The organism is Streptomyces sp. NBC_00310 (assembly GCF_036208085.1).
Classification (GTDB): domain Bacteria; phylum Actinomycetota; class Actinomycetes; order Streptomycetales; family Streptomycetaceae; genus Streptomyces.
This window is the reverse complement of sequence record NZ_CP130714.1, coordinates 7,294,054-7,319,706: the sequence shown is the minus strand read 5'-3', so window position 1 is coordinate 7,319,706 and position 25,653 is coordinate 7,294,054. Positions and strand designations below refer to the sequence as shown.

Genomic DNA, 25,653 nt, shown 5'->3' with positions numbered 1-25,653 from the left:
GACTCGCCTCGGCCGCTGCCGCACGCCCCGCATTCGCCTCGGCCGGTCGCTCCAGTTCGAAGTCGCCGTCCGGGTCGCCGTCCACGCCCGGGTTCGCCGTGGAGCCCAGGCGGAGCGGGGCTTCGGAGGCCGGGCGGGCCAGTTCGAAGTCGGAGTCGGTCTCGCCGGGGGCAGGCGCCGTCGCCGTCGCCGGGCGTTCCAACTCGAAATCGCCCTCGGCGTTCCCTTCCCGGGCCGCACCCGCAGGCACCCCGGCCGCCCCTGTGGAGCCGGGGGTTTCCGCAGACTCAGTGGACCCTGTAGGTCCGGAGTGATCCCCCGTCGTGCCGTCCCCCGCGCCGTGCGCTCGGGGGCGGCTCCACCATTTCGCCTTCGTGGGCTTCCCCTCGTTCATGTTCTCCCCACACCTGGGGCCCGCCCCAAGGACCGGCCCGCCGCCCACCGTTCACCGAGTACCGCAGGCCGGAACCGGCCCGAGCGGACACGGCCCACTCTGGATTCAACCAGGTTCGCGGGCCGGCGCGCAGAACTCGGGTCAGCGGAGGACGGGCGAGGTGGGTGTGGAGGACGAGGTGGTGTCGGGGGCCGTCAGCAGGCCCGGTCCCGTGAGCTCGGGTGCCGAGGACCAGTCGGTCAGCTGGAGCGGCGGTGCGGCGGTGAGCGGACGTATGAGCGGGGACATGACCGCGGCGCCGGCCAACACCGGTGCGGTCAACGGGTGTACGGCCTGACGGTCCTGCCCGGCCGGATCGGGGACTCCGGGCAGCAGGGGGGCGGAGATCTCCGTCGGGGCGATCGGCACCTCACCCAGGGACTGCTGGCCCTGCCCGAGCAGCGGCCCGACCGCGCCCCGGCGACGCTGCGACTCGGGGGACGGGAGCGTGCCCGAGGCCTGCGTCCGCAGCGGTGTGACATTGCTGCCGGCGCCGGAGCCGCCCCGGGCGCCCGCCGTCTCGACGGGCATCCCGTTGGTCACGCCGCCCAGGGCGATCGCGGCCAGCGACACCGCGCCGGCCGCCACGAAGGCGAACCGCCTGCCGCGCGAGGCCGAACGCTCGGCCTCCTGTCGGCTCACGTCATGGATCCGAAAGCCACGGTCACCCGTGACTCCTGTGTCGTCGGCGGCTCTTTCCTCCCGGTCGGGACGGCCGTCCGCGTCCCCGGAGAGGCCGCGTGCGCCGCCCAGGAAGCCGCGGTCGCCCAGCGCCCCTCGGTCGCCGAGGAAGCCGCGCCCGCTCAGGAAGCCCCGGTCACCGAGGAACCCGCGGCCACCGGACGGCCCTCGGCCGCCGCCGAGCAGTCCGCGACCCTCCGACGGCGTCAGCGCGCCGCCGTGTGGTCCCGACGGGACATATCCGAAGGCGTCGCCGCCGGGACCGAAGACGCCGAAGTCGGCGAAGTCCCGGGAGTCGGAGGCGTCACCGGGCAGGCCCGGCCCACCGGCCGCACCCCCGAGTCTTCCTCCGAAACCACCGGACAGCGGGGAGCCGCCGTCGCCGTCGCCGCCCGCCGGGAGCATCTGGAGACGGGCCAGGAAGCTCTCGGAGGGAGGCGGCGGGGCGGCCTCCGCGAAGACGTTCTTCAGGCGGCGCTGCTCGTCCGCCTCCGTCTTGCACTTCGCGCAGGTGGCGAGATGTGCCAGGACGCGGTCACGCGCCTCATGACCGAGCTCTCCGTCGATCAGGGCGGAGAGACGGTCTCCCAGGTGCTGCTCGGCAGGCGTAGGACGGGATCCACTCACGCGGTCGCGCCCCCTCCTCCCAGCACGGGCACCCGCGGCACCGTGAACCCGCGGCGCTGCTCGGCCCGGGCCTCCGGGGAGCGGTGCGCGAGGGCCTTGCGGAGCTGGGAGCGGCCGCGGTGGATCCGGGAGCGGACCGTGCCGAGCTTGACGCCCAGGGTCGCGGCGATCTCCTCGTACGACAGCCCTTCGATGTCGCAGAGGACGACGGCGGCGCGGAACTCCGGCGCCAGGGTGTCGAGGGCCTGCTGGACGTCGGCGTCGAAGTGCGCGTCGTTGAAGATCTGCTGCGGGGTGGGCTCTCGGCTGGGCAGCCGCTCGGCCGCGTCGTCCCCGAGGGCGTCGAAGCGGATGCGCTGCTTGCGCCGGACCATGTCCAGGAAGAGGTTGGTGGTGATGCGGTGCAGCCAGCCCTCGAAGGTGCCGGGCGTGTACGTCGACAGGGAGCGGAAGACGCGGACGAAGACCTCTTGGGTGAGGTCCTCGGCGTCGTGCTGATTGCCGGTCAGACGGTAGGCGAGCCGGTAGACGCGGCCGCTGTGGGTGCTGACGATCTCCTCCCAGGTGGGCGGAGTCCACGCCTGCGCGTGCGCGTCCGTGGTGAAGGTCGCGGTCTGTGCGACGGCGGCGTGGCTGTGGTCAGCGGTGTCGTTCACGGATTTCGGCCTGCCTGCCGAACCGAGAAAGCGCCGCAGCACTCCTCCCCGATCCACAGGCGCAGCCGCACCTCCCCTATCGGCTCTGGTGGTGTCCAGTGGAGCCCCTACCATAGCCACCTCGCCCGTTAGCTCCGGATAAGCGGTTTTATAGGAAATCGATGTGCACCGATGGGCCTCAAAGGGCTGATGCGGCCCATATGGCTCGGCCAGCACCTGCGTCGATGCCCGCGCCTGGTCGTCCGACCGATCCATCCCGTGCCCCCCGTCGCGGCCCCCGTCACTCACTCATCCCTTTAAACGACCGGTCCCATCAGCAGGTTCCCGACGGCAACGGATACAGTCACGCCCAGGCAACCACGGGGACATAAGGAGAGGGTCATTACCGGCAACCGGCTGACGAGCTGGGCGTTCGCCGACGCCTTTGTCGCCGAGGACGAAGCGCTGCACTGGGCCCGCGAACGGGCCCGGGACGCAGGGCTGCGCTCGGTGTCGCCCGGCACGGGCGCCGCGCTGCGGGTGCTCGCCGCCACCGTGGACGCGAAGGCGGTGGCGGAGATCGGGACCGGCACCGGTGTCTCCGGGATCCATCTGCTGCACGGCATGCGGGCGGACGGGGTGCTGACCACCGTGGATCCGGAGCCGGAACACCAGCAGTTCGCCCGGCAGGCGTTCCGCGCGGCCGGCTTCGCCAGCAACCGCGCGCGCTTCATCCCGGGCCACGCCCTGGACGTCCTGCCCCGGCTCGCGGACTCCGGGTACGACCTGGTCTTCTGCGACGGCGACCGGCTGGAGAGCCTCGACTACCTCGCTGAATCGTTGCGCCTGCTCAGGCCCGGTGGCCTCGTCGCCTTCGAGGGCGTCTTCGCCAGCGGCCGCACGGTCGACTCCAACCCCCAGCCGACCGAGGTCATACGTCTGCGGGAACTGCTGCGCACGGTCCGGGAGAGCCCCGAACTCGTGCCGTCCCTCCTTCCGGTGGGCGACGGCCTGCTCTGCGCGGTCAAGCGCTGAGGCCCCTTTCAGGGCGCTGACCTGCCCCGTTTCACCCCCGGCACAACAGCGCCCCGGCACCGCCGAGTGCGGCGGTGCCGGGGCGACTGAAAGGGTATGGTCGCTTCGCGTGTCAGCCGACGACCTTCTTGAGGGCATCGCCGAGGGCGTCGGCCTCGTCAGGGGTCAGCTCGACGACGAGCCGACCGCCGCCTTCGAGCGGAACGCGCATGACGATGCCCCGCCCCTCCTTGGTCACCTCGAGCGGGCCATCGCCCGTCCGCGGCTTCATGGCCGCCATGCTCGTACCCCTTCCTGAAACCAGCTCATCGCCTAAGCCGACGGCCCGGGAGGGCAGGCGCGGGCCCACCTGGGGACACGCGACACCGGCATCGAACACATTGCTTCCAGGCCATTATCCCGCATCGCATGACCCGATGACCAACATCAGTCGGCATCGCTTGGGCAACGCGCGCGAGCAAAACCACTCAATTCGGCGATGTGGCTGCGATACTGCGCCGCCGCACGGTCCCGGGTCGGCGCTCGGCCATCGGTGATTCTTTGACGCAGGTCACACGTCAGGCCCCGGTCGTCACCCGTGATCTCCGCCATGCTGTGCTGTGACGAGGGCGTACTGACCAGTACGTCGTCAGCCGCGACCGGAGGGGAACCCCATGGCCGACACCGTGCTCTACGAGGTGCACGACGGACTCGCGACGATCACGCTGAACCGCCCCGAGGCGATGAACGCGCTGAACATCGCGACGAAGGTGGCGCTGCGGGAGGCCGTGGAGGCCGCCGCCGGGGACGACGCCGTACGGGCGGTGCTGCTGACCGCCGCCGGTGACCGGGCGTTCTGCGTGGGCCAGGACCTCAAGGAGCACATCGGGCTGCTGATCCAGGACAAGGAGACGGGCTCCCGGCAGACCATGTCCACCGTCCGTGAGCACTACAACCCCGTCGTGAAGGCCCTGACCGGCATGGGCAAGCCCGTGGTGGCGGGCGTGAACGGGGTGGCGGCCGGGGCCGGCTTCGGCTTCGCCCTCGCCGCGGACTTCCGTGTCGTCGCCGACACGGCCTCCTTCAACACGTCGTTCGCCGGGGTCGCGCTGACCGCCGACTCGGGGATCTCGTGGACCCTGCCGCGTGTGGTCGGCCCCGGCCGGGCCGCCGATCTGCTGCTCTTCCCGCGCAGCATCAGCGCCCAGGACGCGTTCGAGCTGGGGATCGCGAACCGGGTCGTGCCGGCGGCGGCGCTGGCGTCGGAGGCGGCGAAGGTCGCTCGCGCGCTGGCCGAGGGGCCGACCGTGGCCTACGCGGCGCTGAAGGAGTCGCTGGCGTTCGGGCTCACGCATTCTCTGGAGGAGGCTCTGGAGAAGGAGGACGAGCTGCAGACGCGGGCGGGGTCCTCCGAGGATCACGGGATCGCCGTACAGGCGTTCGTGAACAAGGAGAAGCCGAAGTATTCGGGGCGGTAAGGGGTGCGGGGGGGAACTGCGGGCGTGATCGCGATGCGGCAGTTGTGGAGCGCGCGGTTCCCCCCGCCGCCTAAAGGGCGCTCCTGGCCACGCATGTGTCCAGGTGGTCGTTCACCAGGCCGCAGGCCTGCATCAGCGCGTACGCCGTGGTCGGGCCGACGAAGCGGATGCCGCGCTTCTTGAGCGCCTTGGACAGGGCCGTGGACTCGGGGGTGACCGCCGGGACGTCCGCGAGATTCCTCGGCACCGGGCGGGTCGTCGGGTCCGGGGCGTGGGACCAGATCAGTTCGTCCAGGTCGCCGGGGGCCCAGGTGGACAGCTCGCGCGCGTTGGCGACGGTCGCCTCGATCTTGGCCCGGTTGCGGATGATGCCGGGGTCGGCGAGGAGGCGTTCCTGGTCGGCCTCCGTGAACATGGCGACCGAGGCGATCTTGAAGTCGGCGAAGGCGGAGCGGAAGCCCTCGCGGCGGCGCAGGATGGTGATCCAGGAGAGGCCGGACTGGAAGGCCTCCAGGCAGAGCCGCTCGTACAGGGCGTCGTCGCCGTGGACCGGGCGGCCCCACTCCTCGTCGTGGTACGCGACGTAGTCCTCGGTGGACAGAGCCCAGGGGCAGCGGAGTCCCCCGTCGGGGCCGGCGAGGGCGGTGCCGTCGCTCACTGGTGGTCGCCCTCCTCCGGCTTGTGCAGCGAGGTCACGGTCGCCGCGCGGGCGCCCGCGAGCGCGGACTCCAGGTCGGCGATACGGGCGTCCCGCTCGGCGATCTCGGCGCTGAGGCGGCCGAGGGCGTCGTCCACGTCCACCATGCGGTAGCCGCGGACGGCGACCGGGAAGCGGAGCGCCTCGACGTCCGCGCGGTTGACCGGGCGGTCCGCCGGAAGCGGGTCCTGGAGCCGCTCGCCCGAGGCCTCCGGCAGCACCGCGTTGTCGCCGCCGCCCACCACGGCGAGCGTCACCGCGGCGACCACGACCGCCAGCGCGACGACCAGGAACAAGAACATGAACATCGCTGGGTCCCCTCGAGTGTGTTCGGCTCCGATCGTGCCATGCGAGTCTGACAGTTAAGGTCGCAGGCGGTCGGGCAAGCCCGTCGATCCACGGAACGTACTGGGAAAGGTCACAGCGAATGCTCAGGCTGGGCAAGCGGGAATTCGGCCCGCACGAGCCGGTGATCATGGCGATCGTGAACCGGACGCCGGACTCCTTCTACGACCGGGGTGCCACCTTCCGGGACGAGCCGGCGCTCGCACGCGTGGAGCAGGCGGTCGCCGACGGCGCGGCCATCATCGACATCGGCGGGGTGAAGGCCGGGCCCGGGGAGGAAGTGACCGCGGCGGAGGAGGCGCGGCGGACCGTGGGGTTCGTCGCGGAGGTGCGGCGGCGGTTTCCCGAGGTGGTCATCAGCGTCGACACCTGGCGGCACGAGGTCGGTGAGGCCGTGTGCGAGGCCGGGGCGGATCTGCTCAACGACGCGTGGGGCGGGGTCGATCCGCGGCTCGCGGAGGTCGCGGCGCGGTATCGGGTGGGGCTGGTGTGTACGCACGCGGGCGGGGCGGAGCCTCGTACGCGACCGCATCGGGTCGAGTACGACGACGTCATGGCCGACATTCTCCGGGTGACCGTGGGGCTGGCGGAGCGGGCGGTGGCGCTGGGGGTGCCTCGGGAGTCCGTGATGATCGATCCGGGGCACGACTTCGGGAAGAACACGCGGCACAGTCTGGAGGCGACTCGGCGGCTCGGGGAGATGGTCGCGACGGGGTGGCCGGTGCTGGTGTCGCTGTCCAACAAGGACTTCGTGGGCGAGACGCTGGACAAACCGGTGAAGGAGCGGGTGGTGGGGACGTTGGCCACCACCGCGGTGTCCGCGTGGCTGGGGGCCCAGGTGTATCGGGTGCACGAGGTCGCGGAGACCCGTGAGGTGGTGGAGATGGTGGGGGCCATCGCGGGGTATCGGGGGCCTGCCGTGGCTCGGCGGGGGCTGGCCTAGGGCTTTTTCTCGCCCCCGCCACCCCTACCCGTCCCGTCCCGTCCCGTCCCGTCCTCAAGGGGCTGCGCCCCTTTGGCCCCGCCCGTCTACCCGGGTCGTCGGGTGCGTGGGCGGGTGCGGGTGCGTCGGGGTTGATCGCGCAGTTGCCCGCGCCCCTTTCGGGGCGCGGGGCAGACACCGCCTAGCGGCCCGCCTCCTTCGAGACCAGGGCCACCGCCTCGTCCACGTCGTCCGTCACGTGGAAGAGGGTCAGGTCCTTTTCCGACGCCTTGCCCTGGGCGATGAGGGTGTTGGAGAGCCAGTCGACGAGGCCGCTCCAGTAGGACTCGCCGAAGAGGACGATGGGGAAGCGGGTGACCTTCTGGGTCTGGACGAGGGTGAGGGCCTCGAAGAGTTCGTCGAGGGTGCCGAGGCCGCCGGGGAGGACCACGAAGCCTTGCGCGTACTTGACGAACATCATCTTCCGCACGAAGAAGTAGCGGAAGTTGAGGCCGATGTCGACGTAGGGGTTGAGGCCCTGCTCGAAGGGGAGCTCGATACCGAGGCCGACGGACATGCCGCCCGCTTCGAGGGCACCCTTGTTGGCCGCCTCCATCGCGCCCGGGCCACCGCCGGTGATCACGGCGAAGCCGGCCTCCACCAGGCCGCGGCCGAGCCGGACGCCCGCCTCGTACTCCGGTGAGTCGGCCGGCGTACGGGCGGAGCCGAAGACGCTGATCGCGGGCGGGAGTTCGGCGAGGGTGCCGAAACCCTCGATGAACTCGGACTGGATGCGCAGGACACGCCAGGGGTCCGTGTGGACCCAGTCCGAGGGGCCGCCCGCGTCCAGCAGCCGCTGGTCCGTCGTGCTCGCCTGAACCTGGCCGCGTCTGCGCAGCACCGGCCCCAGCCGCTGCTCCTCCGGTGGCTGCTTCTTACCCTCGGGGTTGCCGGTCGCCATGTCCGCTCCCTCCGCCGTGCTGGTGGTTCACCTCAGCGTAGATCCATACGGGTTACGGACGGGGGACGTGAGCGTGTCCGCCGCGATCCGCCACCCCGTACAGGTGGTTGGACCAGTGGTCGTACCCGTGGATCACGCCGTCAGCCAGGACCTCAGACGCTCCTCGCCCGTCAGGATCTTCGCCGGGTCCACGCGTTCGTCGCGGCGGTGCGCCAAGTGCGGGTTGCCGGGGCCGTAGTTGACGGCCGGGACGCCGAGGGCGCTGAAGCGGGAGACGTCCGTCCAGCCGTACTTGGGCTGGGCGGTGCCTCCGACGGCCTCGATGAAGGCCGCGGCCGCCGGGTGGGACAGGCCGGGCAGCGCGCCGGGGCTGTGGTCGTCGACGATGAACTCCTCGACCCCGCAGTCGGCGAAGACCTCCCGAACGTGGGCGATGGCCTCCTGCTCCGTGCGGTCGGGCGCGTAGCGGAAGTTGACCGTCACCACGCACGCGTCGGGGATGACGTTGCCGGCGACGCCGCCCGAGATGCCGACCGCGTTCAGGCCCTCGCGGTACTCCAGGCCGTCGATCACCGGGTAGCGCGGTTCGTACGACGCCAGCTTCGCCAGGATCGGGGCCGCCGCGTGGATGGCGTTGGAGCCCATCCAGCCGCGGGCGGAGTGGGCGCGCTCGCCCTTGGTCGTCAGCAGGACCCGCAGGGTGCCCTGGCAGCCGCCCTCGACCTCGCCGTTCGTGGGTTCCAGGAGGACCGCGAAGTCGCCCTCCAGCCACTCGGGGTGGGCCTCGGAGACGTGCTTCAGTCCGTTCAGGTCCGCGGCGACCTCTTCGTTGTCGTAGAAGACGAAGGTCAGGTCGCGGTTGGGGGCCGGGACCGTGGCCGCGATCCGCAGCTGGACCGCGACGCCGGACTTCATGTCGCAGGTGCCGCAGCCCCACAGGACGCCGTCCTCGTCGAGGCGGGAGGGGACGTTGTCCGCGATGGGGACCGTGTCGATGTGGCCGGCCAGGATCACGCGCTCCGCGCGGCCCAGGTGCGTACGGGCGACGATGTTGTTGCCGAACCGGTCGACCGTGAGGTGCGGCAGGGCACGCAGGGCGGTCTCGATCGCGTCCGCGAGGGGCTTCTCGGTGCCGCTCTCGGAGGGGAAGTCGACGAGCTGCGCGGTGAGCCGCGCGGCGTCCAGCGTGAGGTCAATCGGGGTCTCGGCCATGTCACCGACCCTAACGCGCCGCCGAGGAGGGGCCGCCCGGGGAGGGGATCCGGTCACTCCCGTCACTCCCGCCTCCCTGTTCACATCACTGTTCACAACTCCTGCACGAGGGCCATTACTCTCCAGTACCTTGGACCGCGTGTCAGAGCCGTACCCCTTCCCCCCAGGTCCCCGCCCCCGCCGTCGCGGCCGTCGCGTGCTGCAGTTCATGGCGGCTTTCGTCGTGCTCGTCGCGATCGGGGCGTATCTCACCGTGCAGTACCTGACCGGGGGGAACGGCACACCGCGGTGCGTGGTCGTGTCCGGGGCGGACGACGGGGCGTCGTACGAGTTCACGCCCGAGCAGGCGGCGAACGCGGCAACGATCTCGGCGGTCGGCACCTCGCGCGAGCTGCCCGAGCGGGCCGTGACGATCGCGCTGGCGACCGCGCTCCAGGAGTCGGGCCTGCGCAACATCGCGCACGGCGACCGGGACTCCCTGGGCCTCTTCCAGCAGCGGCCGTCGCAGGGCTGGGGCACCGCGCAGCAGATCCAGGACCCGGTGTACGCGGCGGGCGAGTTCTACGAGCACCTCGTCAAGGTCGACGACTACGAGCAGCTGCCGCTGACGGTCGCCGCCCAGCGGGTGCAGCGCAGCGGCTACCCGGAGGCGTACGCCAAGCACGAGCCGGACGCCACGCTGCTCGCCGCCGCGCTGACCGGGCGGTCGGCGGCCACGCTGACGTGCGAGGGGCGCCGGGACACGACCGGCACCGGCACCGCCCTCGCGGGCGGTCCGGACGCCGTGCGCGGCGCGCTCGCGCGGGACTTCGGGGACGACGCGTTCGAGTCGGCCGGGGCGGTCGTCGACTCCGAGGACGGTGCCTCCGCCCAGGCGAGCCCGTCGCCGCGTCCGAGCGTCTCCCCCGTCGCCGGGACCGTCACCATCCCCCTCAAGGACGCCGGGGATGCCGGGGACGCCCAGGAGGCCCGGCGGCGCGGCTGGGAGCTGGCGCACTGGGCCGTGGCGAACTCCTCCCGCCTGGGCGTCGGGCGCGTCTCGTACGCGGGCCGGGAGTGGGTCGCCGAGGGCCGGGCCGGTGCGTGGCGCAAGGCCGAGGGCACGTCGGGCGACGCGGCCGGCTCCACCGCCGAGGTCCGAATCGTCACTGGACAGTAGGCCGCGCGGCTCACCCGTGCGGGGTACGCGCGGCGCGGCGAGTGGACGGGGTGCGCAGGTTTTCGCCTGCTCACCCTCGTCTCGCGGAAATCCTTGAGAACACAGGGCCGTAAGGATTCAGCAGACTGTCGGACCGGGTGGCGTTTGTCCGCATAGATTCGCATTCGATAATGCGACGCATTGCAAACTCTTTACGTCGGGTCGCCGCAACCTTCAGGGGCTTCGAGCGGTAGTCACTGCGTCCGAGCCCGGAACGGTCAACTCCCGGGCACGGTCGGACACTTCCACGTTCTCTTCCGTCAAAGGAGCACCATGTCCCTCCCCCTGACCCGCCGGATCGCCCGTGCCGCGCTGCTGACCGCAGCGGGAGCGGCCTCCGTGGTCGGTGCGGCCGGCTCCGCGAGTGCGGCGCCCGAACTGCCGGCCACCCCGAACCTGGGCGGCCTGTCCGCCGTGGACAGGACGAACGCCGGCAACACCGTGGACGGCGCGACGCAGAACGTCACCGGGGTCGCGAGCGACGCCGGCAGCAAGGCGGCCAAGCAGACCCTGCCGACCGTGAGCAAGACCGGCGGGAAGGCCGTCAAGACGACGACGCCCGTCGCGCAGAAAGCCGCCGGGGAGACCGCCGGCTCCGCCGGCACCGTTCTGGGTGACACCTCCAAGACGGCCACCAAGGGTGGACTGCCCACGGGGAAGCTGCCGGCGCAGAGCCCGCTCGGCTGACCTGCCGTACGTCGAAGGGGCCCGGGGAGATTCCCCGGGCCCCTTCGGGCCGTGTGCGGCAGGCCCTAGGCCTGGGACAGGCGTTCCACCGCTGCCGCCACCCGCTCGTCCGTCGCCGTGAAGGCCACGCGTACGTGGTGGTCGCCGGCGGGGCCGTAGAAGTCGCCGGGGGCGACGAGGATGCCGAGGTCGGCGAGGTGGGCGACGGTGGTCCAGCAGGACTCGCCCCGGGTGGCCCACAGGTAGAGGCTGGCCTCGCTGTGTTCGATGCGGAAGCCGTGGGAGACGAGGGCTTCGCGGAGGGCCGTGCGCCGGGCCGCGTAGCGGGCGCGCTGCTCGTGGACGTGCTCGTCGTCGCCGAGGGCGGCGACGACGGCGGCCTGCGTGGGGGCCGAGGTCATCATGCCGCCGTGCTTGCGGATCTGGAGCAGGGGGCCGAGGACCGCCGGGTCGCCGGCGAGGAAGGCCGCGCGGTAGCCCGCCAGGTTGGAGCGCTTGGAGAGGGAGTGGACGGCGACGATGCCCTCGTACGAGCCGCCGTTCACGTCCGGGTGGAGGACCGAGACCGGGTCGGCGTCCCAGCCGAGCTCCAGGTAGCACTCGTCGGAGAAGAGCAGGATGCCGTGCTCGCGGGCCCAGGCGACGATCCGGGTCAGCTCGGACTTGGAGAGGACCTTGCCGGTGGGGTTGGACGGCGAGTTCAGCCAGAGGAGCTTGAGGCCGGCCGGGTCCAGGGCCGTCGGGTCGTCGTAGCTCTCGTGGTCGGCGCGGGCGAGGCGGGCGCCCACCTCGTACGTCGGGTAGGCCAGGCGCGGGTAGGCGACCCGGTCGCCGGGGCCGAGGCCCAGCTGGGTGGGGAGCCAGGCGACCAGTTCCTTGGAGCCGACGATCGGCAGGACGTGGTGGTGGGTGACGTCCCGGGCGCCGAGGCGGCGCTCCAGCCAGCCCGTGATCGCATCACGCAGTCCGACCGTGCCCCACACGGTGGGGTAGCCCGGCGAGTCCGCCGCGGCGACCAGAGCTTTCTGGATCAGGTCGGGCACCGGGTCGACGGGGGTGCCGACGGAGAGGTCGACGATCCCACCGGGGTGAGCGGCGGCCGTCGCCTTGTACGGCTCCAGCTTGTCCCAGGGGAACGTGGGGAGTCGGTCGCTGACTGCGGACACGGGATCTGACTCACTTTCTCGTACGTACGTTCCCGAGCGGCGGGACGGGCGCGTACGTACCGCTCGTACGGCGAACGCCTCGGTCCCGTACGGCGATCATGGTGATCGGGCCGTACGGGACCGAGGCGGCGCGGCTGCGGGCCGCAGGGGCCGTGCCCCGGGCCCGCGGCGTCGCTCTCAGGCCTGCGGCGGCAGTGCGGCGACGAAGGGGTGGTCGCGCTCGATCAGGCCGAGCTTGCTGGCACCACCGGGCGAGCCGAGCTCGTCGAAGAACTCGACGTTCGCCTTGTAGTAGTCCTTCCACTCCTCCGGGGTGTCGTCCTCGTAGAAGATCGCCTCAACCGGGCACACCGGCTCGCAGGCACCGCAGTCGACGCATTCATCCGGGTGGATGTAGAGGGACCGCTGACCCTCGTAGATGCAGTCGACCGGGCACTCTTCGATACATGCCTTGTCCTTGACGTCGACACAAGGCTGCGCGATGACGTAGGTCACGCTGTCGTTCCTCCTCGATAGGGCGCCGGCGGGCCTCCTCAGGCTCCGCCGCCTGGCGCGCGGGAGCGCGGCGTCGTCGATGCCCACACCTAGTATCTCCGTTCCGGGGCATGATCCGAACAGGAGGGGTGGACGGACCTGTGGAAATCTCTGTCGGTGGACGGCTCGAGATCCGTGTCTCCGCTGCTGACGTGGGCAAACGCGTGTCCGTGCGGCGCGTGGACGAGGATGCCGCCGGGGGTGGGAAATTCACCGACACGGTTGGTGTTCTCACATCATGGGACGACGGTGTCCTGTTGATCACCCGTCGGGACGGGGAGCGCGTGCGGATCGAGGAGTCCTCGCTGGTCGCGGGGAAGGTCGTGCCCGCCGCCCCCGCCCGCCGGCGCGGGCCCGCCGCCTCGTACGAGGAGCTGGCGCGGGTCGCCGCGCGGGCCTGGCAACCGGTCGAGCGGGAGCCGCTCGGTGAGTGGGAGCTGCGGGCCGCAGCCGGGTTCACCCGGCGCGCCAACTCGGTGCTGCCGCTCGGAGACCCCGGCCTGCCCCTGGACGACGCGCTGACGGCCGTACGGACCTGGTACGCGGCCCGGGGGCTGCCCGCGTTCCTCCAGCTGGCCACGGGCGCCGAGGGCACGCAGGAGCTGCTGTGCGCCGAGGTGGCGGACCGCGGCTGGGTGCGGGACGTCACCGCCGAGCTGTGGATCGGGGCGCTCGCGCCGGTGGCGGACCGGGAGGCGGCCGGGGTCGGACTCTCCCGGACGGCGGACGAGGCGTGGCTCGGCCGCTACCAGCGCAAGGGGCTCGGCGAGATCGCGCTGAAGGTGCTCGGGAGCGGCCCCTCGGTGTGGTTCGCGACCGTGCCGGGGGCCGGGGGTGCGGGGCCGGCCGCGATCGGGCGGTGTGTCGTGGACGGACGGTGGGCCGGGTTCTCGGCCGTCGAGGTCGATCCCGCCCAGCGGCGGCAAGGGCTCGCCACGACCGTGATGGCCGCGCTGGCTCGGCGGGCGCTGGACGAAGGGGCCTCGGCGGGCTGGCTGCAGGTGGAGACGGACAACTCGGGGGCGCGGGCGTTGTACGCGGGGATGGGGTTCGCGGCGCATCACTCGTATCACCACTACCGGGAGCCGGAGAACACCGGTCACGGTGGCGGCCCCGCCTCGGGCTCGGGCTCGAATTCCGACCCCGGCTCCGCATCGGGCTCGGGCTCGGGCTCGGGCTCAGACTCCGGCACCGGCACCGGCACCGGCACCGGCACCGAGCCGTATCGATCGTCGTGAGCGGGCACCACGCCGCTGTGCCGGCGCCACGTCCCCCCGAGCCGGAGCGGGCCGCCGAGGTGCGGCGGCGGTTCGCGGAGGAGGCGCGGGCCGAGCGGCCCGACCTGGCCCTGCTGTGTCTGCTGGTGGGGGCGGCGGGCGACGGGACGCTGGACGAGGCGGGCATCGACGCCGCCGAGATCGAACTCGACCGCCTCGCCGGGCTGATGCCGTACCGGCCCGACGGGCCCCGGGCCTGGGCGGTCGCGGCGGCCGAACTGCTCGGGGAGCGGTGCGGGTTCCGTGGTGCCGCCGCGGACTACCAGCGGCTGGAGTCGTCGCTGCTGCACCAGGTGCTCGTACGGCGGCGGGGGCTGCCGATCCTGTTGTCGGTGGTGTGGATGGAGGTGGCCCGGCGGGCGGGGGCGCCCGTGTACGGGGTCGCGCTGCCGGGGCACTTCGTGGTGGGGTTCGGGCCGCGTGAGGAACAGGTGCTCGCCGATCCATTCGACGGGGGGCGGGTGCTGAGCGGGACCGACGCGGAGGTGCTGGTCGCGGGGGCTACGGGGGCGCCGCTGGACCCCGGGATGCTGAGTCCCGCCGATCCGTTGGACGTGGTGGTGCGGATCCTCAACAACGTGCGGGCGTGGGCGGCCGCGCGGCCCGAGCGGTCGGATGTCGCGTTGTGGGCGCTGGAGTTGTCGCTGGCGATGCCCTCGCATCCGGCGCGGTTGCGGTACGAGTGGGCGCGGCTGCTGGTGCAGCGGGGGGAGTTCGTCCGGGGAGCCGCCGAGCTGGAGGCCTATGCGGAGGTGGTGGCGGAGGTCGATTCCGGGGCGGCCGAGAAGATGCGGAGGCAGGCGGACGCGGCTCGGGCCCTGCTGAACTGAGGGTGCCCGATCGCCTGGGGAGTCGTTGTGTGCGGGTGCGGGTGCGGGTGCGGGTGCGGGTGCGGGTGCGGGTGCGGGTGCGGGTGCGGGTGCGTGGTGGCCGGCCGCGCGGTTCCCCGCGTCCCTGACGCCGCCGCGGCCCGCCGGCGGTCACCGCGGAGTCGGTGGCCGTCGTCGTGGTCGTCATGGGCACCATCGTCGGCGGGCGGGGGTGCGGTCGGCGGTGTCGGCGGTCCTGACCCCGGCATGACAGAGGCCATACCCGGGACAGTGACAAGGGGGCACCCGGCGTGTGCCGGGTGCCCCCTGCCCGATGCGATCGGACCGGCTAGCTGGGGTCCGTCTCGATGACCGCCGTGCGGTCCGTCTTGCTCCTCAGGGCCAGACGGATGGCGCCGTAGACGTCCTCGACGGTGACCGGGGTCTTCTCACCGTTGGCGCGGGTGATGCGGACGTCGTCGAAGGTGCTGCCGTAGAGGTCCTTGAGGGCCTTCTCGTCATAGGAGTCGACGAGCTTGCCGTCGATGTTCTTGACGGTCAGGAACTTCCACAGGGAGTTCTCCGGGCTCATCGGGAGCGGGACGCTGCTCGCGGGGTTCGTCTGCACGACGATGTTGGCGGACATCGCCGGCTCCGCGAACTCCTTCATGAACCGGTCGACCTCGGCCTTGGCGACCGACGGCTCCTTGGTGGTGGTCGGCAGCTGCACGACGGCCGCCTTGCCGGTCTCGACCTGGGTGCGGTAGGCCTCCTCGACGGCGTCGGTGGACTTGTCGACGTCGATGCCCTTGCCCGCCTTGCCGTAGACGGCCACGGCCTTGCCGGCCTCGTACTTGACGGTGCCGTCGCTCGCCGAGCCGGAGCTGCCTGCGGCGCGCCGCAGGGCGGCCTCCAGCTTCTCCTCGTCGACGGGCATGACGGGGTCGACGACGCGCTTCTGACCGAAGAGCGCGCCGATCACGGAGACGGGGTTGTAGTCGCTGACGGCGGCGGCGCCGACCGTGGCCTGCTTGTCGAACTGGAGTCCGGCCTGGTCGGGCTTGAGGGAGACGGTCTCGCCGTCGACGGAGAGCTTCAGCGCCTCGTCCGTGCTCTTGCCGAAGGCCTGGTCGAGCTTGTTGACGGCCTCGTCACGGGTGCCGCCGCCGATGTCGACGCCGAGGACGGTGGTGCCCTTGGGGACGTCGGAGTGGTTCATCAGCAGACCGGCGCCGTAGACACCGCCGCCGAGGAAGATCACACCGCCGACGACCAGGCCGAGCTTGCTGCGGCCCTTCTTCTTGGCCGGCTTCGACGCCTTGGCGTTCTTCCCCGAGCCGGCCTTCTGCTGCGGGCCGGGGTCGGGCAGCTTCGGCGGGGTGTGCTGCACCGCGCCGTCGGGGCCGCCCGCGCCGAAGGGCGTGCCCTGGGTGCCGGGGGGCACGACCGGGATACCGCTGGTCAGCGTGTGCCCGGAGGGGTTGTCGACGAGGGGGCCGGGGCCGCCGTAGCCCGGAGTGCCCGGCTCGGGGGCGGGCCGCTGCGGGGTGAGGACGGCGGTGTCGTCGCTGAGGCCGCCGCCGGGGCGGGCGTAGGTGCCGGAGGCACCGGGCGCGGAGAAGTCGGCGTCGGGGCCGCCGAAGGGGTTGCCCTGGTAGCCGGGGTTGCCGGAGCCGCCCTGGGCGGGCGGCGGGCCGAGCGGGCTGTCGCCGGTGACGGGGCCGCCGGTGGGGCCCGACGGGCCGGAGCGGCCGTTCGGGCCGCCGGGGCGGCCGCCGTTGTCCGAGAAGTACGGCAGGTCGTCGCGCTCGGGCTTGGTGCCGGCCAGCGCGGCCGAGACGTCGAAGGAGCCGGTGCCGCCGCCGTGGCCGGGAGCGACCGGCTGGCCGCCGGTGGCACCGGGCAGCCCGGCGCCGTTCGTACCTCCGGGCCGGGGGCCGGCGCTCGCACCGGGGCGCTGGCCGCCGGGCTGTGCGCCGCCGGGGCCGCCCGCGCCGCCGGGGCGGGCGCCCGGGCCGGGGCCGCCCGGCGTGCCGGGTCCGGTGCCGCCGAGGGGCCCGGTGGAGAACCCTGCGCCGTTGCTGGCACCGCCGCCCGCGCCCTTCGGCGGCGGGGTGGAGCCCTTGCGGGGCGCGAACCAGTCGCTGGCGGGCTTGTCGTCGCCCGGTGCGTCGGGCACCGGCGCGGGCGCCGGGGGCTCCGTGAACACGGGCATGGCCGTGGTGCCGGTGGTCTCCGACACGGACCCGGTGTCGTCCGCGGCGCCCTCGCCGTCGCCGACCGGCTTGCGGACGACGACCGGCGGGATCGGGCGCGACCCGGGGATGTTGATCCGGACCCGCGTCGTCAGCGTGGTCTCGGTCTTGGGTCCGTCCGGTCGCTCGCCCGCGGCCGACCGGGCCGCGTCGGCGCCGGCCTCGGTGGCCATGGGCGTGCCGTACGGCGGTGTCCCCGACGGGTACGCGGTGCTGCCGCGCCCATTGGCCCCGGAGGACGAAGTGTCAGTTTCACGACTCAAGGCAGGTTCTCCCGGTTTGCTCCGCCGCCCGTCACGACCTCAACTCAGCGGGCAGCTCGGCGGCGCGCACCACCATACTGGCCACTTCCGGCGCGTATCCCACGACCGCGTGGGAAACCATCACGGGACCCGCACCTGGGTACCGCGGCGAAGTAGTACGTCACTTCCCAAGTCGGGCGTCGTGCCCGGTCGGTTGCCGCCCCCGTCCAAGGGTGGCGCACATCACAGCCACAGCCATGCCGCCGAGCAGGAAAAGATACGACCCGGCTCCCGCGCCGAACAGGAAGTCTCCCTCCGGTCGGGTGGACGTCAGCAGGACGACGGAGATCATCCAGCCGACGGCCGGCGCAACGGCCCCCGCTCGGCCGCCCGTCGCCCGGGCGCCGCCCAGGAAGAGCCCGGCCGCGCCGAGCAGCGCGAGCAGCAACCCGCCGGGGAACCAGGCCGCTTGGAGCAGTCCGCCGGCCACGCCGACCACGGCTCCCAGCACGAAGAGCCCCAGGTGGGCGGCGGCCCGCCCCAGTGGGGGAAACGTCAACGGTTCCGCGAGCGTACTGCCTTGCCCGCCCGTCGGACGGTCCTTCGCGTTCATCGCCGGCCCGCCTCTCGGCAGTCGTGCGAGCGCGCCACTCGTTTGTCATACACATGCGTACGCATCACAGGGCCGTTCCGTTCTGCCGTTCCTCGAAAGAAATGCCGGGAATCCCCTCGAACAAGTCGCTCTCCCGGCTCCCGCCTTCGCGTCTGCCGCGTACCAACTCGTAGTACTCGGTGGTCAGGAGGGGCTGGGCCAGCTGGTTGGAGAGGATGAAGTACGGCTCGTCGACCTCGATCTGGGTGGCGTGCGCGCGCATCGCGGCGGCCTTCGCTGCCGCGAAGCCGGTGCCGTCGATCTCGGTCGTGACGATGTGGTCGTCCACCACTCCGGGCACATCGGTGACGCTCGCGGCCTGTTTGAAGGGCAGCCGTCCGGGCTCGGCGAGATCGCGGCGGAGCCGGCCGAAGCCCTCCAGGAGCACCCCGCGCGGCACCCGGTTCCAGTAGACCTTGGCGATCTCCCAGGGCTCGCCCAGGTCGGGGCGGAAGTCCGGGTCGGGGGTCAGGTCCGCGGCGCGCATGGCGACGCGGTGGGCCTGGATGTGGTCGGGGTGGCCGTATCCGCCGTTGGGGTCATAGGTGACGAGGACCTGGGGGCGTACCTCGCGGATCACCCGGACCAGGTGGGCGGCGGCCTCGTCGACGTCGGCGGACCAGAAGGCACCGGGCCGCTCGTTCTGCTCGACACCCATCATCCCGGAGTCGCGGTAGCGGCCGGGGCCGCCGAGGAAGCGGTGGTCGGTGACGCCGAGCTCCTTCATGGCCTCGGCCAGCTCGTCCACCCGGTACGGGCCCAGCGTGTCGTCACGGTCGGGCGCGAGGTGGGCGAGACGGGGCGGGATGACCTCGCCCTCTTCGCCGAGGGTGCAGGTCACCAGCGTCACCCGCGCTCCCTCGGCCGCGTACTTGGCCATGGTCGCGCCGTTGTTGATCGACTCGTCGTCCGGGTGCGCGTGCACCAGGAGCAGTCGGCGGGCGACGCGAGAGGGGTGTCCCCCCGGCCGACGGCCGGGGGAGGGCAGATCCGTCATGGGGCCCACCCTACGAGGCCCTCTGACCGCGCCCGTGCCGGGCGCGGTCATTCACAGGAACGGTCGGCCGCGGGGGTCGAGGGCCTGGTGGAACAGGTCCCGGGACGGACCCCGGCGGCCGGAGGAGTCAGAACTTGATACTGCCGATCATGCCCGCGATGTTGGTCGTCAGCTCGCTGATCGTCGGCGCGATGGTCGAGGAGGCGAGATAGAAGCCGAGCAGGATGCAGATGATCGCGTGTGGTGCCTTCAACCCTGACTTCTTGATCAGGATGAAGACGATGATCGCCAGCAGCACCACCGCCGAAATCGAGAGTGCCACGGCGGCTCACCTCCAAAAGTTCCCTGGGACCTGGGGAGCGAAGCAGTTGTCGAGGGCTGACGGCGGGACCGTCGTCAACCGGTGACGTGGGTGACGCAGTTGTAAATCCATACAGCAGCCAGCAGGTTCATACCCACCCAGCGGTAGTGATCATAACTATCCATACGCGCGCATCGATCGGCGCACGGCCGCACAAGGGGGCGCATGGCCAATATGGTCGGGGCATGACGACCCAGCCCGAGTCCTTTCCCCGCCGACACGCCCGGACACAACGTTTCTCCCTCGGCGCGCCGAGGGCGTTCTCCGTCGCGCCGGACGGTTCCCGCGTGGTGTTCCTGCGGTCCTCGTCCGGCTCCGAGCGGGCCGGCAAGCTGTGGGTTCTGGACCTCCCGGACGGCGACGAGCGAGTGGCGGCCGACCCGGTCTCGCTGCTCGCCGGCGTCTCGGAGAAGCTGTCGGCCGAGGAGCGCGCACGCCGTGAGCGCAGCCGTGAGGGCGGCGCCGGGATCGTCGGATACGCGACCGACGCGGCCGTGGAGGTGGCCTCTTTCGCCTTGTCAGGGCGGCTTTTCGTGGCCGAGCTGCGGGTCGGCACGGCGCGTGAACTCCCCGTCCCCGGACCGGTGATCGACCCCCGCCCCTCCCCCGACGGCCGGTACGTCGGGTATGTGGCCCAGGGCGCGCTGCGGGTCGTCGAGGCGGAGGGCGGTGACGATCGGGCGCTCACCGAGGAGGGCCCGGAGAACGTCACCCACGGCCTGGCGGAGTTCATCGCGGCCGAGGAGATGGGCCGTTCGCGTGGTTTCTGGTGGTCGCCCGACTCGGACCGCCTGCTGGTGGCGCGCGTGGACGACACGCCGGTGCGCCGCTGGTGGATCTCGGACCCCGCGCAGCCGGAAAGGGACCCGCAGCGGGTGGCGTATCCGGTGGCCGGGACCGCCAACGCGGACGTACGGCTCTTCGTGATCGACCTGTCCGGGTCCCGCACGGAGGTCGTGTGGGACCGGGCGCGCTACCCGTATCTGGCGCATGTGCACTGGTCAGCGGCGGGTGCGCCGCTGATCCTGGTGCAGGCGCGGGACCAGCTCAGCCAGCTGTTCCTGGCCGTGGACCCGGACACGGGGGCGACCCGGATGGTGCACGCCGACGAAGATCCACATTGGCTTGATCTTTTCCCCGGGGTGCCCGCGTGGAGTCCGTCGGGGCGGCTCGTGCGTGTCGCGGACGAGGGCGGCGCGCGGGTGTTGGCGGTCGGTGAACGCCCGCTGACGGGACCGCAGTTGCACGTCCGCGCGGTTCTCGACGTGGCCGACGCCGATGTGCTGGTCTCCGCGTCGGCCGGGGCGGCGGCGGCCGATCCGGAGATCGGGGAGATCCACGTCTACCGCGTGAACGAGCTGGGCATGGAGCGCGTCTCGCAGGAGCCCGGCGTGCACTCGGCGGTGCGCGCCGGGGACGTGACCGTGCTCGTCTCGGCCGTTCCGGAGAAGGCGGGCACCCAGGTGCAGGTGCTGCGGGCCGGCAAGCGCGTGGCGACCGTAGCGTCTTATGCGGAAGATCCCGGTGTGTCACCGCGCGTGCTGTTTACACAGGGGGGCGCACGCCGCGTACCGTGCGCCCTGCTTATGCCGAGGGACTACGACGGGGTCACACCCCTACCGGTTCTCATGGACCCCTACGGCGGTCCACACGGCCCCCGGGTGCTCGCCGCCCACAACGCGCACCTCACCTCGCAGTGGTTCGCCGACCAGGGTTTCGCGGTGGTCGTCGCCGACGGGCGCGGCACCCCCGGCCGCTCCCCCGCCTGGGAGAAGGAGATCGACGGCGACTTCACGCTCTCCCTGGACGACCAGGTGGAGGCGCTGCACGACCTCGCGACGTCGCATCCGCTGGACCTGTCCCGGGTGGCGATCCGCGGCTGGTCGTACGGCGGCTGGCTCGCGGCCCTCGCGGTGCTGCGCCGCCCGGACGTCTTCCACGCGGGCATCGCGGGCGCCCCGGTCACCGACTGGCGGCTGTACGACACGCACTACACCGAGCGGTACCTGGGCGATCCGGCGAAGGCACCGGCGGCGTACGCGAAGAGCTCGCTGATCACGGACCAGGGGCTGTCCGCGCCCGCCGAGCCGCACCGCCCCCTGATGATCGTGCACGGCACCGCCGACGACAACGTCGTCTTCGCCCACGCCCTGCGCCTGTCCTCGGCCCTCCTCGCGGCCGGCCGCCCCCACGAGGTCCTGCCGCTCTCCGGGGTCACCCACATCACCCCCCAGGAACAGGTCGCGGAGAACCTGCTGCTGCTCCAGGTGGACTTCCTGAAGCGTTCGCTGGGGCCGGCGTAGGGACGGTCGGGCACGGCAACGGGCCGGGGCTACATGGCGAGCCCCGGCCCGTTTACGGCACCCGCACGGCCGTACGCGATTTAGACTCCCGCGTCCGTATATCGGAACGGCGTCAGCCAAGTTGCCTGTGTGTTAACGCATTTGGTGCGTATTTGTACGTCTATTCCGACCCATCCCTATGATCGTCCTCGGGATCGTCGCTCGGCTCCTCCGGCGGCACCACCTGTTTCTCCTCCGCGAAATGGCAGGCCGAGTCATGGGCCGCCGGGCCGGCCGTGAGCCGGAACTCCGCCGGGACCGCGAGCAGCGGCACCTCCAGCGCACAGCGCTCCTGGGCCTTCCAGCAGCGGGTGCGGAAGCGGCACCCGGACGGGATGTTCGTCGGGGAGGGCACGTCGCCGAAGAGGATGATCCGCTCCCGGTGCTCGCGCGCCTCGGGGTCCGGCACGGGCACGGCGGACAGCAGTGCCTGGGTGTAGGGATGCGTCGGGTGATCGTAGATCTCGGCGTCGCGGCCGATCTCCACGATCCGTCCGAGGTACATCACGCCGACCCGGTCGGAGATGTGCCGCACGATGGACAGGTCGTGCGCGATGAAGACGTACGACAGTCCGAACTCGCCCTGGAGTTGGTCCAGCAGGTTGATGACCTGGGCCTGGACGGAGACGTCGAGGGCGGAGACGGGTTCGTCGGCGACGATGATCTCCGGGCGGAGCGCCAACCCGCGGGCGATGCCGATGCGTTGGCGCTGCCCGCCGGAGAACTGGTGCGGATAGCGGTGGATGTACTCGGGGTTGAGGCCGACCACGTCGAGGAGTTCCTGCACCCGGCGCCGGCGGTCTCCCTTGGGCGCGACCTCGGGGTGGATGTCGTACGGCTCTCCGACGATGTCGCCCACGGTCATGCGGGGGTTGAGGGAGGTGTACGGGTCCTGGAAGACCATCTGGATGTTGCGGCGGACGGTCTTGAGGGCCTTGCCGGAGAGCCTGGTGATGTCCTCGCCCTTGTAGCGGATCGAACCGGCCGTCGGCCGTTCCAGGTTGACCAGCATCTTGGCGACCGTGGACTTGCCGCAGCCGGACTCGCCGACGATGCCGAGGGTTTCCCCCGCACCCAGGGCGAAGTCGACGCCGTCGACGGCCTTCACCGCGCCGACCTGCTTCTTGAAGAGGATGCCCCGGGTGAGCGGGTAGTGCTTGACCAGGCCGTTGACCTCCAGGATCGGCTCAGCCGGTGTGGCCTTCGTGGTCATCGAGGCACTCCCTCCAGAAGTGGCAGGCGCTCGTCCGGATCCCGTCCGACGGCTCCACGTCGTACAGCGGGGGTACGTCGGTCCGGCACAGGTCGCGGGCCATGGGGCAGCGGGGGTGGAAGGCGCAGCCGGGCGGGATGTGCATGAGGTTGGGCGGCAGGCCCTTGATCGCGTACAGCTCCTGGCCCTTCTGGTCCAGGCGCGGGATCGAGTCGAGGAGGCCGCGGGTGTACGGGTGGGCCGGGGCCTTGTAGATGTCGTGGACCGGGGCGGACTCCACGATCCGGCCCGCGTACATCACGGCGATGCGGTCGGCGACGTCCGCGACGACGCCGAGGTCGTGGGTGATGAGGACGAGCCCCATGCGCAGTTCACGCTGGAGTTCGGCCAGGAGGTCCATGACCTGGGCCTGGACGGTGACATCCAGTGCGGTCGTCGGTTCGTCGGCGATGATCAGCGCGGGTTCGAGGGCCAGCGCCATGGCGATCATGATGCGCTGGCGCATGCCGCCGGAGAACTGGTGCGGATAGTCCCTTACGCGTTCCCCGGCGGCCGGGATGCGGACCCGGTCCATCAGCTCGACGGCCTTGGCGCGGGCGTCCTTCTTCGTCATGCCCCGGTGCACGACGAACATCTCGCCGAGCTGGTCGCCGACGCTCAGCACGGGGTTCAGGGACGACAGCGCGTCCTGGAAGATCATCGCCATCTCGGCGCCGCGGACCTTGCGGCGCTCCTCCTCCTTGAGCTTCAGCAGGTCCTGGCCCTTGAAGAGGATCTCGCCGCCGGTGATCCTCCCGGGCGGCATGTCGAGGATGCCCATGATCGCCTGCGCGGTGACCGACTTCCCGGAGCCGGACTCCCCGAGCACGGCCAGGGTCTGCCCCTCGTCCACCCCGTAGTCGACCCCGTTGACGGCCTTGGCGATCCCGTCCCGCGTCCTGAACTCCACATGCAGATCCCGCACTTCCAGCAGCATGACGACGACTCACCTCAGCTTCGGATCGAGGGCGTCGCGCACCGCGTCGCCGAGCATGATGAACGCCAGGACAGTGATCGCCAGGGCCCCGGAGGGCCACAGCAGCGCGTGGGGAGCGTTGCGGATGTAGGGGGAGGCGGCGGAGATGTCGATGCCCCAGGAGACGCTGGGCGGTTTCAGGCCGACGCCGAGGTAGGAGAGGGTCGCCTCCAGGGCGATGTACGTGCCGAGGGCGATGGTGGCCACGACGATGACCGGGGCGACGGCGTTCGGGGTGATGTGGCGCAGCAGCATGCGGGAGTTGGAGGCGCCGAGCGCGCGGGCCGCCTGGACGTAGTCGTTCTGTTTGGCGGTGATGACGGAGCCTCGGGCGATGCGGGAGATCTGCGGCCACCCCAGCAGCACCATGAAGCCGATCACCGGCCAGACGGAGTTGCTGGTGACCACGGACAGCAGCACCAGGCCGCCGAGGACCACGGGGATCGCGAAGAAGACGTCGGTGATCCGGGACAGGAACGAGTCCGACAACCCGCCGAAGAACCCGGCGAGCCCGCCGAGCACCGATCCGAGGAGCGCGACCCCGAGCGTGGCGCAGACGCCGACGGCGATGGAGATCCGCGCCCCGTAGACGGTACGGGTGTAGACGTCGCAGCCCTGGCCGTCGTAGCCGAAGGGGTGGCCGGGCTGCGAGCCCTCCTGGGCCTTGGACAGGTCGCACTTGAGCGGGTTGCCGGAGGCGATCAGCGACGGCCAGAGGGAGATGACGACCAGGAAGAGGATCACCAGCGCCGAGATGATGAAGACGGGGTTGCGGCGCAGATCGCGCCAGGCGTCGGACCAGAGGCTGCGGGCCTTGTCGGAGGGGTCCCCGTGGTCCGCTTCGCCGAGGCTCTTCTCCAGGGTCTCCCCCTCGGTGGTGGCCAGGTCCATGGTGCCGTCCAACCCTGTCGCGGCGATCGCCCCGTCCTCCGCGGCGCGCCCGCCGCCCGATACGTGCGGCTCCTCGGGCTGCGGCTCAGGCATAGCGGATCCTCGGGTCGAGTACGGCGTAGAGGAGGTCGACGAGCAGGTTGGCGAGCAGGAACACCAGGACGAGGACGGTCACGAAGCCGACGACGGTCTGGGTGTTCTGGCGGAGGATGCCCTGGTAGAGCTGGTAGCCGACGCCGTGGATGTTGAAGATCCGCTCGGTGACGATGGCGCCGCCCATGAGGGCGCCGATGTCGGTGCCGATGAAGGTGACCACGGGGATCAGGGAGTTCCGCAGCAGGTGTTTGCGGATCACCCGGTGCCGGGGCAGCCCCTTGGCGACGGCGGTGCGGACGTAGTCGGCGCGGGTGTTCTCCGCGATGGACGTCCGGGTCAGACGGGTGACGTACGCCAGGGAGACGGAGGCGAGGACGAGCCCGGGGACGATCAGCTCGTCGAAGGGGGCCTCGGAGGAGACCGACGGGCTGATCCAGCCCCACTCGACGCCCAGCAGCAGTTGGAGCAGCAGACCGGTGACGAAGGTGGGGACGGAGATGACGACCAGGGTGACCACCAGCGCCCCGGTGTCGACGGGCCGCCCGCGCCGCAGGCCGGTGACGACACCGAGGGTGATGCCGACGACGACCTCGAAGAGGATGGCGACGATGGTCAGCCGGATGGTGACGGGGAAGGCGGAGGCCATCAGCTCGGTGACCTCCTGCCCGTTGAACGCGGTGCCGAAGTCGCCGGTGAAGACGTTGCCCATGTAGGTCAGGTACTGCTGCCAGACGGGCATGTCGAGGCCGAACTCACGGCGTAGTTGGGCGGCCGTCGCCGGATCGCACTCCCGATCGCCGCAGAGGCCCGCGATGGGGTCGCCCATCACGTTCACCATCAGGAAGATCAGGAGTGTGGCGCCCACGAAGACCGGGATCATCTGCAGCAGGCGCCGGACGACGTACCGTCCCAC

General features: G+C 71.7%; 25 protein-coding genes. 8 read left to right on the top strand and 17 right to left on the bottom strand.

Features of this window, described 5'->3' with window-relative positions; translation table 11 throughout:
- Positions 1–535: 535 nt before the first annotated feature.
- Both OG202_RS32135 and sigE read right to left on the bottom strand, forming a co-directional pair.
- On the bottom strand, positions 536–1,741 hold the full coding sequence (locus tag OG202_RS32135; protein WP_327727927.1) for an anti-sigma factor family protein: 1,206 nt from the start codon (positions 1,739–1,741) through the stop codon (positions 536–538).
- The gene (sigE, locus tag OG202_RS32130) at positions 1,738–2,439 is read right to left on the bottom strand and encodes an RNA polymerase sigma factor SigE (RefSeq protein WP_086755380.1); all 702 of its coding nucleotides are present in this window, start codon (positions 2,437–2,439) and stop codon (positions 1,738–1,740) included. The genes OG202_RS32135 and sigE overlap by 4 nt, the downstream gene beginning before the upstream one ends.
- A 270-nt stretch (positions 2,440–2,709) precedes the next feature.
- Here sigE and OG202_RS32125 point away from each other — a divergent pair, with 270 nt between their 5' ends.
- On the top strand, positions 2,710–3,411 hold the full coding sequence (locus OG202_RS32125; RefSeq protein ID WP_326585633.1) for an O-methyltransferase: 702 nt from the start codon (positions 2,710–2,712) through the stop codon (positions 3,409–3,411).
- A 112-nt stretch (positions 3,412–3,523) separates the two neighbouring features.
- Here the strand turns inward: OG202_RS32125 and OG202_RS32120 are convergent, their stop codons facing one another.
- A complete protein-coding gene (locus OG202_RS32120) occupies positions 3,524–3,691 on the bottom strand; it encodes a DUF3117 domain-containing protein (protein WP_003966491.1) in 168 nt (55 codons plus the stop codon).
- A gap of 373 nt (positions 3,692–4,064) precedes the next feature.
- Between OG202_RS32120 and OG202_RS32115 the strand changes: the two genes are divergently transcribed.
- Positions 4,065–4,868: an enoyl-CoA hydratase/isomerase family protein gene (locus OG202_RS32115; protein WP_326577886.1), complete on the top strand. Its 804-nt coding sequence runs from the start codon at positions 4,065–4,067 to the stop codon at positions 4,866–4,868.
- Positions 4,869–4,938: 70 nt separating this feature from the next.
- Here OG202_RS32115 and OG202_RS32110 read toward each other — a convergent pair whose 3' ends face one another.
- Positions 4,939–5,526, bottom strand: coding sequence for a DNA-3-methyladenine glycosylase I (locus OG202_RS32110; protein ID WP_327727928.1), 588 nt, complete (start codon positions 5,524–5,526; stop codon positions 4,939–4,941).
- The gene (locus OG202_RS32105) at positions 5,523–5,873 is read right to left on the bottom strand and encodes a DivIVA domain-containing protein (RefSeq protein WP_326577890.1); all 351 of its coding nucleotides are present in this window, start codon (positions 5,871–5,873) and stop codon (positions 5,523–5,525) included. Before OG202_RS32105 ends, OG202_RS32110 begins: the two co-directional genes overlap by 4 nt.
- A 119-nt stretch (positions 5,874–5,992) precedes the next feature.
- Here OG202_RS32105 and folP point away from each other — a divergent pair, with 119 nt between their 5' ends.
- Positions 5,993–6,853 carry a dihydropteroate synthase gene (gene folP / locus OG202_RS32100; protein ID WP_327727929.1) on the top strand — a complete coding sequence of 287 codons (861 nt, stop codon included), beginning with the start codon at positions 5,993–5,995 and terminating at the stop codon, positions 6,851–6,853.
- Between the two features lie 181 nt (positions 6,854–7,034).
- On the opposite strand, the gene OG202_RS32095 is transcribed toward folP, so the two are convergent.
- Both OG202_RS32095 and dapE read right to left on the bottom strand, forming a co-directional pair.
- Complete coding sequence (locus tag OG202_RS32095; protein ID WP_326577894.1) at positions 7,035–7,793, bottom strand: TIGR00730 family Rossman fold protein; 759 nt, start codon at positions 7,791–7,793, stop codon at positions 7,035–7,037.
- Between the two features lie 132 nt (positions 7,794–7,925).
- A complete protein-coding gene (dapE, locus tag OG202_RS32090) occupies positions 7,926–9,005 on the bottom strand; it encodes a succinyl-diaminopimelate desuccinylase (RefSeq protein ID WP_327727930.1) in 1,080 nt (359 codons plus the stop codon).
- Between the two features lie 139 nt (positions 9,006–9,144).
- Here dapE and OG202_RS32085 point away from each other — a divergent pair, with 139 nt between their 5' ends.
- Together OG202_RS32085 and OG202_RS32080 are read left to right on the top strand one after the other, a co-directional pair.
- The gene (locus OG202_RS32085) at positions 9,145–10,164 is read left to right on the top strand and encodes a heavy metal transporter (RefSeq protein WP_442811185.1); all 1,020 of its coding nucleotides are present in this window, start codon (positions 9,145–9,147) and stop codon (positions 10,162–10,164) included.
- Positions 10,165–10,476: 312 nt separating this feature from the next.
- On the top strand, positions 10,477–10,890 hold the full coding sequence (locus OG202_RS32080) for an ATP-binding protein (protein ID WP_327727931.1): 414 nt from the start codon (positions 10,477–10,479) through the stop codon (positions 10,888–10,890).
- Positions 10,891–10,955: 65 nt separating this feature from the next.
- On the opposite strand, the gene OG202_RS32075 is transcribed toward OG202_RS32080, so the two are convergent.
- Both OG202_RS32075 and fdxA read right to left on the bottom strand, forming a co-directional pair.
- On the bottom strand, positions 10,956–12,056 hold the full coding sequence (locus OG202_RS32075; protein ID WP_326577902.1) for a bifunctional succinyldiaminopimelate transaminase/glutamate-prephenate aminotransferase: 1,101 nt from the start codon (positions 12,054–12,056) through the stop codon (positions 10,956–10,958).
- A 177-nt stretch (positions 12,057–12,233) separates the two neighbouring features.
- Positions 12,234–12,551 (bottom strand): ferredoxin, encoded by a 318-nt coding sequence (gene fdxA / locus OG202_RS32070; protein WP_005480604.1) that lies wholly within the window; start codon positions 12,549–12,551, stop codon positions 12,234–12,236.
- A gap of 140 nt (positions 12,552–12,691) precedes the next feature.
- On the opposite strand from fdxA, the gene OG202_RS32065 reads away from it, so the two are divergent.
- Positions 12,692–13,828 (top strand): GNAT family N-acetyltransferase, encoded by a 1,137-nt coding sequence (locus tag OG202_RS32065; protein ID WP_328223986.1) that lies wholly within the window; start codon positions 12,692–12,694, stop codon positions 13,826–13,828.
- 17 nt (positions 13,829–13,845) lie between these two features.
- Positions 13,846–14,697: a transglutaminase-like domain-containing protein gene (locus tag OG202_RS32060; protein ID WP_326577910.1), complete on the top strand. Its 852-nt coding sequence runs from the start codon at positions 13,846–13,848 to the stop codon at positions 14,695–14,697.
- A gap of 328 nt (positions 14,698–15,025) precedes the next feature.
- Here the strand turns inward: OG202_RS32060 and OG202_RS32055 are convergent, their stop codons facing one another.
- From OG202_RS32055 to OG202_RS32040, 4 genes are all read right to left on the bottom strand, one after another.
- Complete coding sequence (locus OG202_RS32055) at positions 15,026–17,194, bottom strand: hypothetical protein (protein WP_443052308.1); 2,169 nt, start codon at positions 17,192–17,194, stop codon at positions 15,026–15,028.
- A gap of 160 nt (positions 17,195–17,354) precedes the next feature.
- A complete protein-coding gene (locus OG202_RS32050; protein ID WP_326577914.1) occupies positions 17,355–17,786 on the bottom strand; it encodes a DUF6113 family protein in 432 nt (143 codons plus the stop codon).
- A 64-nt stretch (positions 17,787–17,850) separates the two neighbouring features.
- Complete coding sequence (gene mshB / locus OG202_RS32045) at positions 17,851–18,822, bottom strand: N-acetyl-1-D-myo-inositol-2-amino-2-deoxy-alpha-D-glucopyranoside deacetylase (protein ID WP_327727935.1); 972 nt, start codon at positions 18,820–18,822, stop codon at positions 17,851–17,853.
- 127 nt (positions 18,823–18,949) lie between these two features.
- Positions 18,950–19,144 carry a hypothetical protein gene (locus tag OG202_RS32040; protein ID WP_005480627.1) on the bottom strand — a complete coding sequence of 65 codons (195 nt, stop codon included), beginning with the start codon at positions 19,142–19,144 and terminating at the stop codon, positions 18,950–18,952.
- A 224-nt stretch (positions 19,145–19,368) separates the two neighbouring features.
- On the opposite strand from OG202_RS32040, the gene OG202_RS32035 reads away from it, so the two are divergent.
- Positions 19,369–21,486 (top strand): prolyl oligopeptidase family serine peptidase, encoded by a 2,118-nt coding sequence (locus OG202_RS32035; RefSeq protein WP_327727936.1) that lies wholly within the window; start codon positions 19,369–19,371, stop codon positions 21,484–21,486.
- 160 nt (positions 21,487–21,646) lie between these two features.
- On the opposite strand, the gene OG202_RS32030 is transcribed toward OG202_RS32035, so the two are convergent.
- Genes OG202_RS32030 through OG202_RS32015 form a run of 4 tightly spaced genes read right to left on the bottom strand, consistent with a single transcriptional unit; the run spans position 21,647 to position 25,653 of the window.
- Positions 21,647–22,738, bottom strand: a complete 1,092-nt coding sequence (locus OG202_RS32030; RefSeq protein ID WP_327727937.1) for an ABC transporter ATP-binding protein — start codon at positions 22,736–22,738, stop codon at positions 21,647–21,649.
- The gene (locus tag OG202_RS32025; protein WP_326577925.1) at positions 22,713–23,714 is read right to left on the bottom strand and encodes an ABC transporter ATP-binding protein; all 1,002 of its coding nucleotides are present in this window, start codon (positions 23,712–23,714) and stop codon (positions 22,713–22,715) included. Before OG202_RS32025 ends, OG202_RS32030 begins: the two co-directional genes overlap by 26 nt.
- A gap of 9 nt (positions 23,715–23,723) precedes the next feature.
- Complete coding sequence (locus OG202_RS32020; protein WP_327727938.1) at positions 23,724–24,737, bottom strand: ABC transporter permease; 1,014 nt, start codon at positions 24,735–24,737, stop codon at positions 23,724–23,726.
- Complete coding sequence (locus tag OG202_RS32015) at positions 24,730–25,653, bottom strand: ABC transporter permease (RefSeq protein ID WP_327727939.1); 924 nt, start codon at positions 25,651–25,653, stop codon at positions 24,730–24,732. The genes OG202_RS32020 and OG202_RS32015 overlap by 8 nt, the downstream gene beginning before the upstream one ends.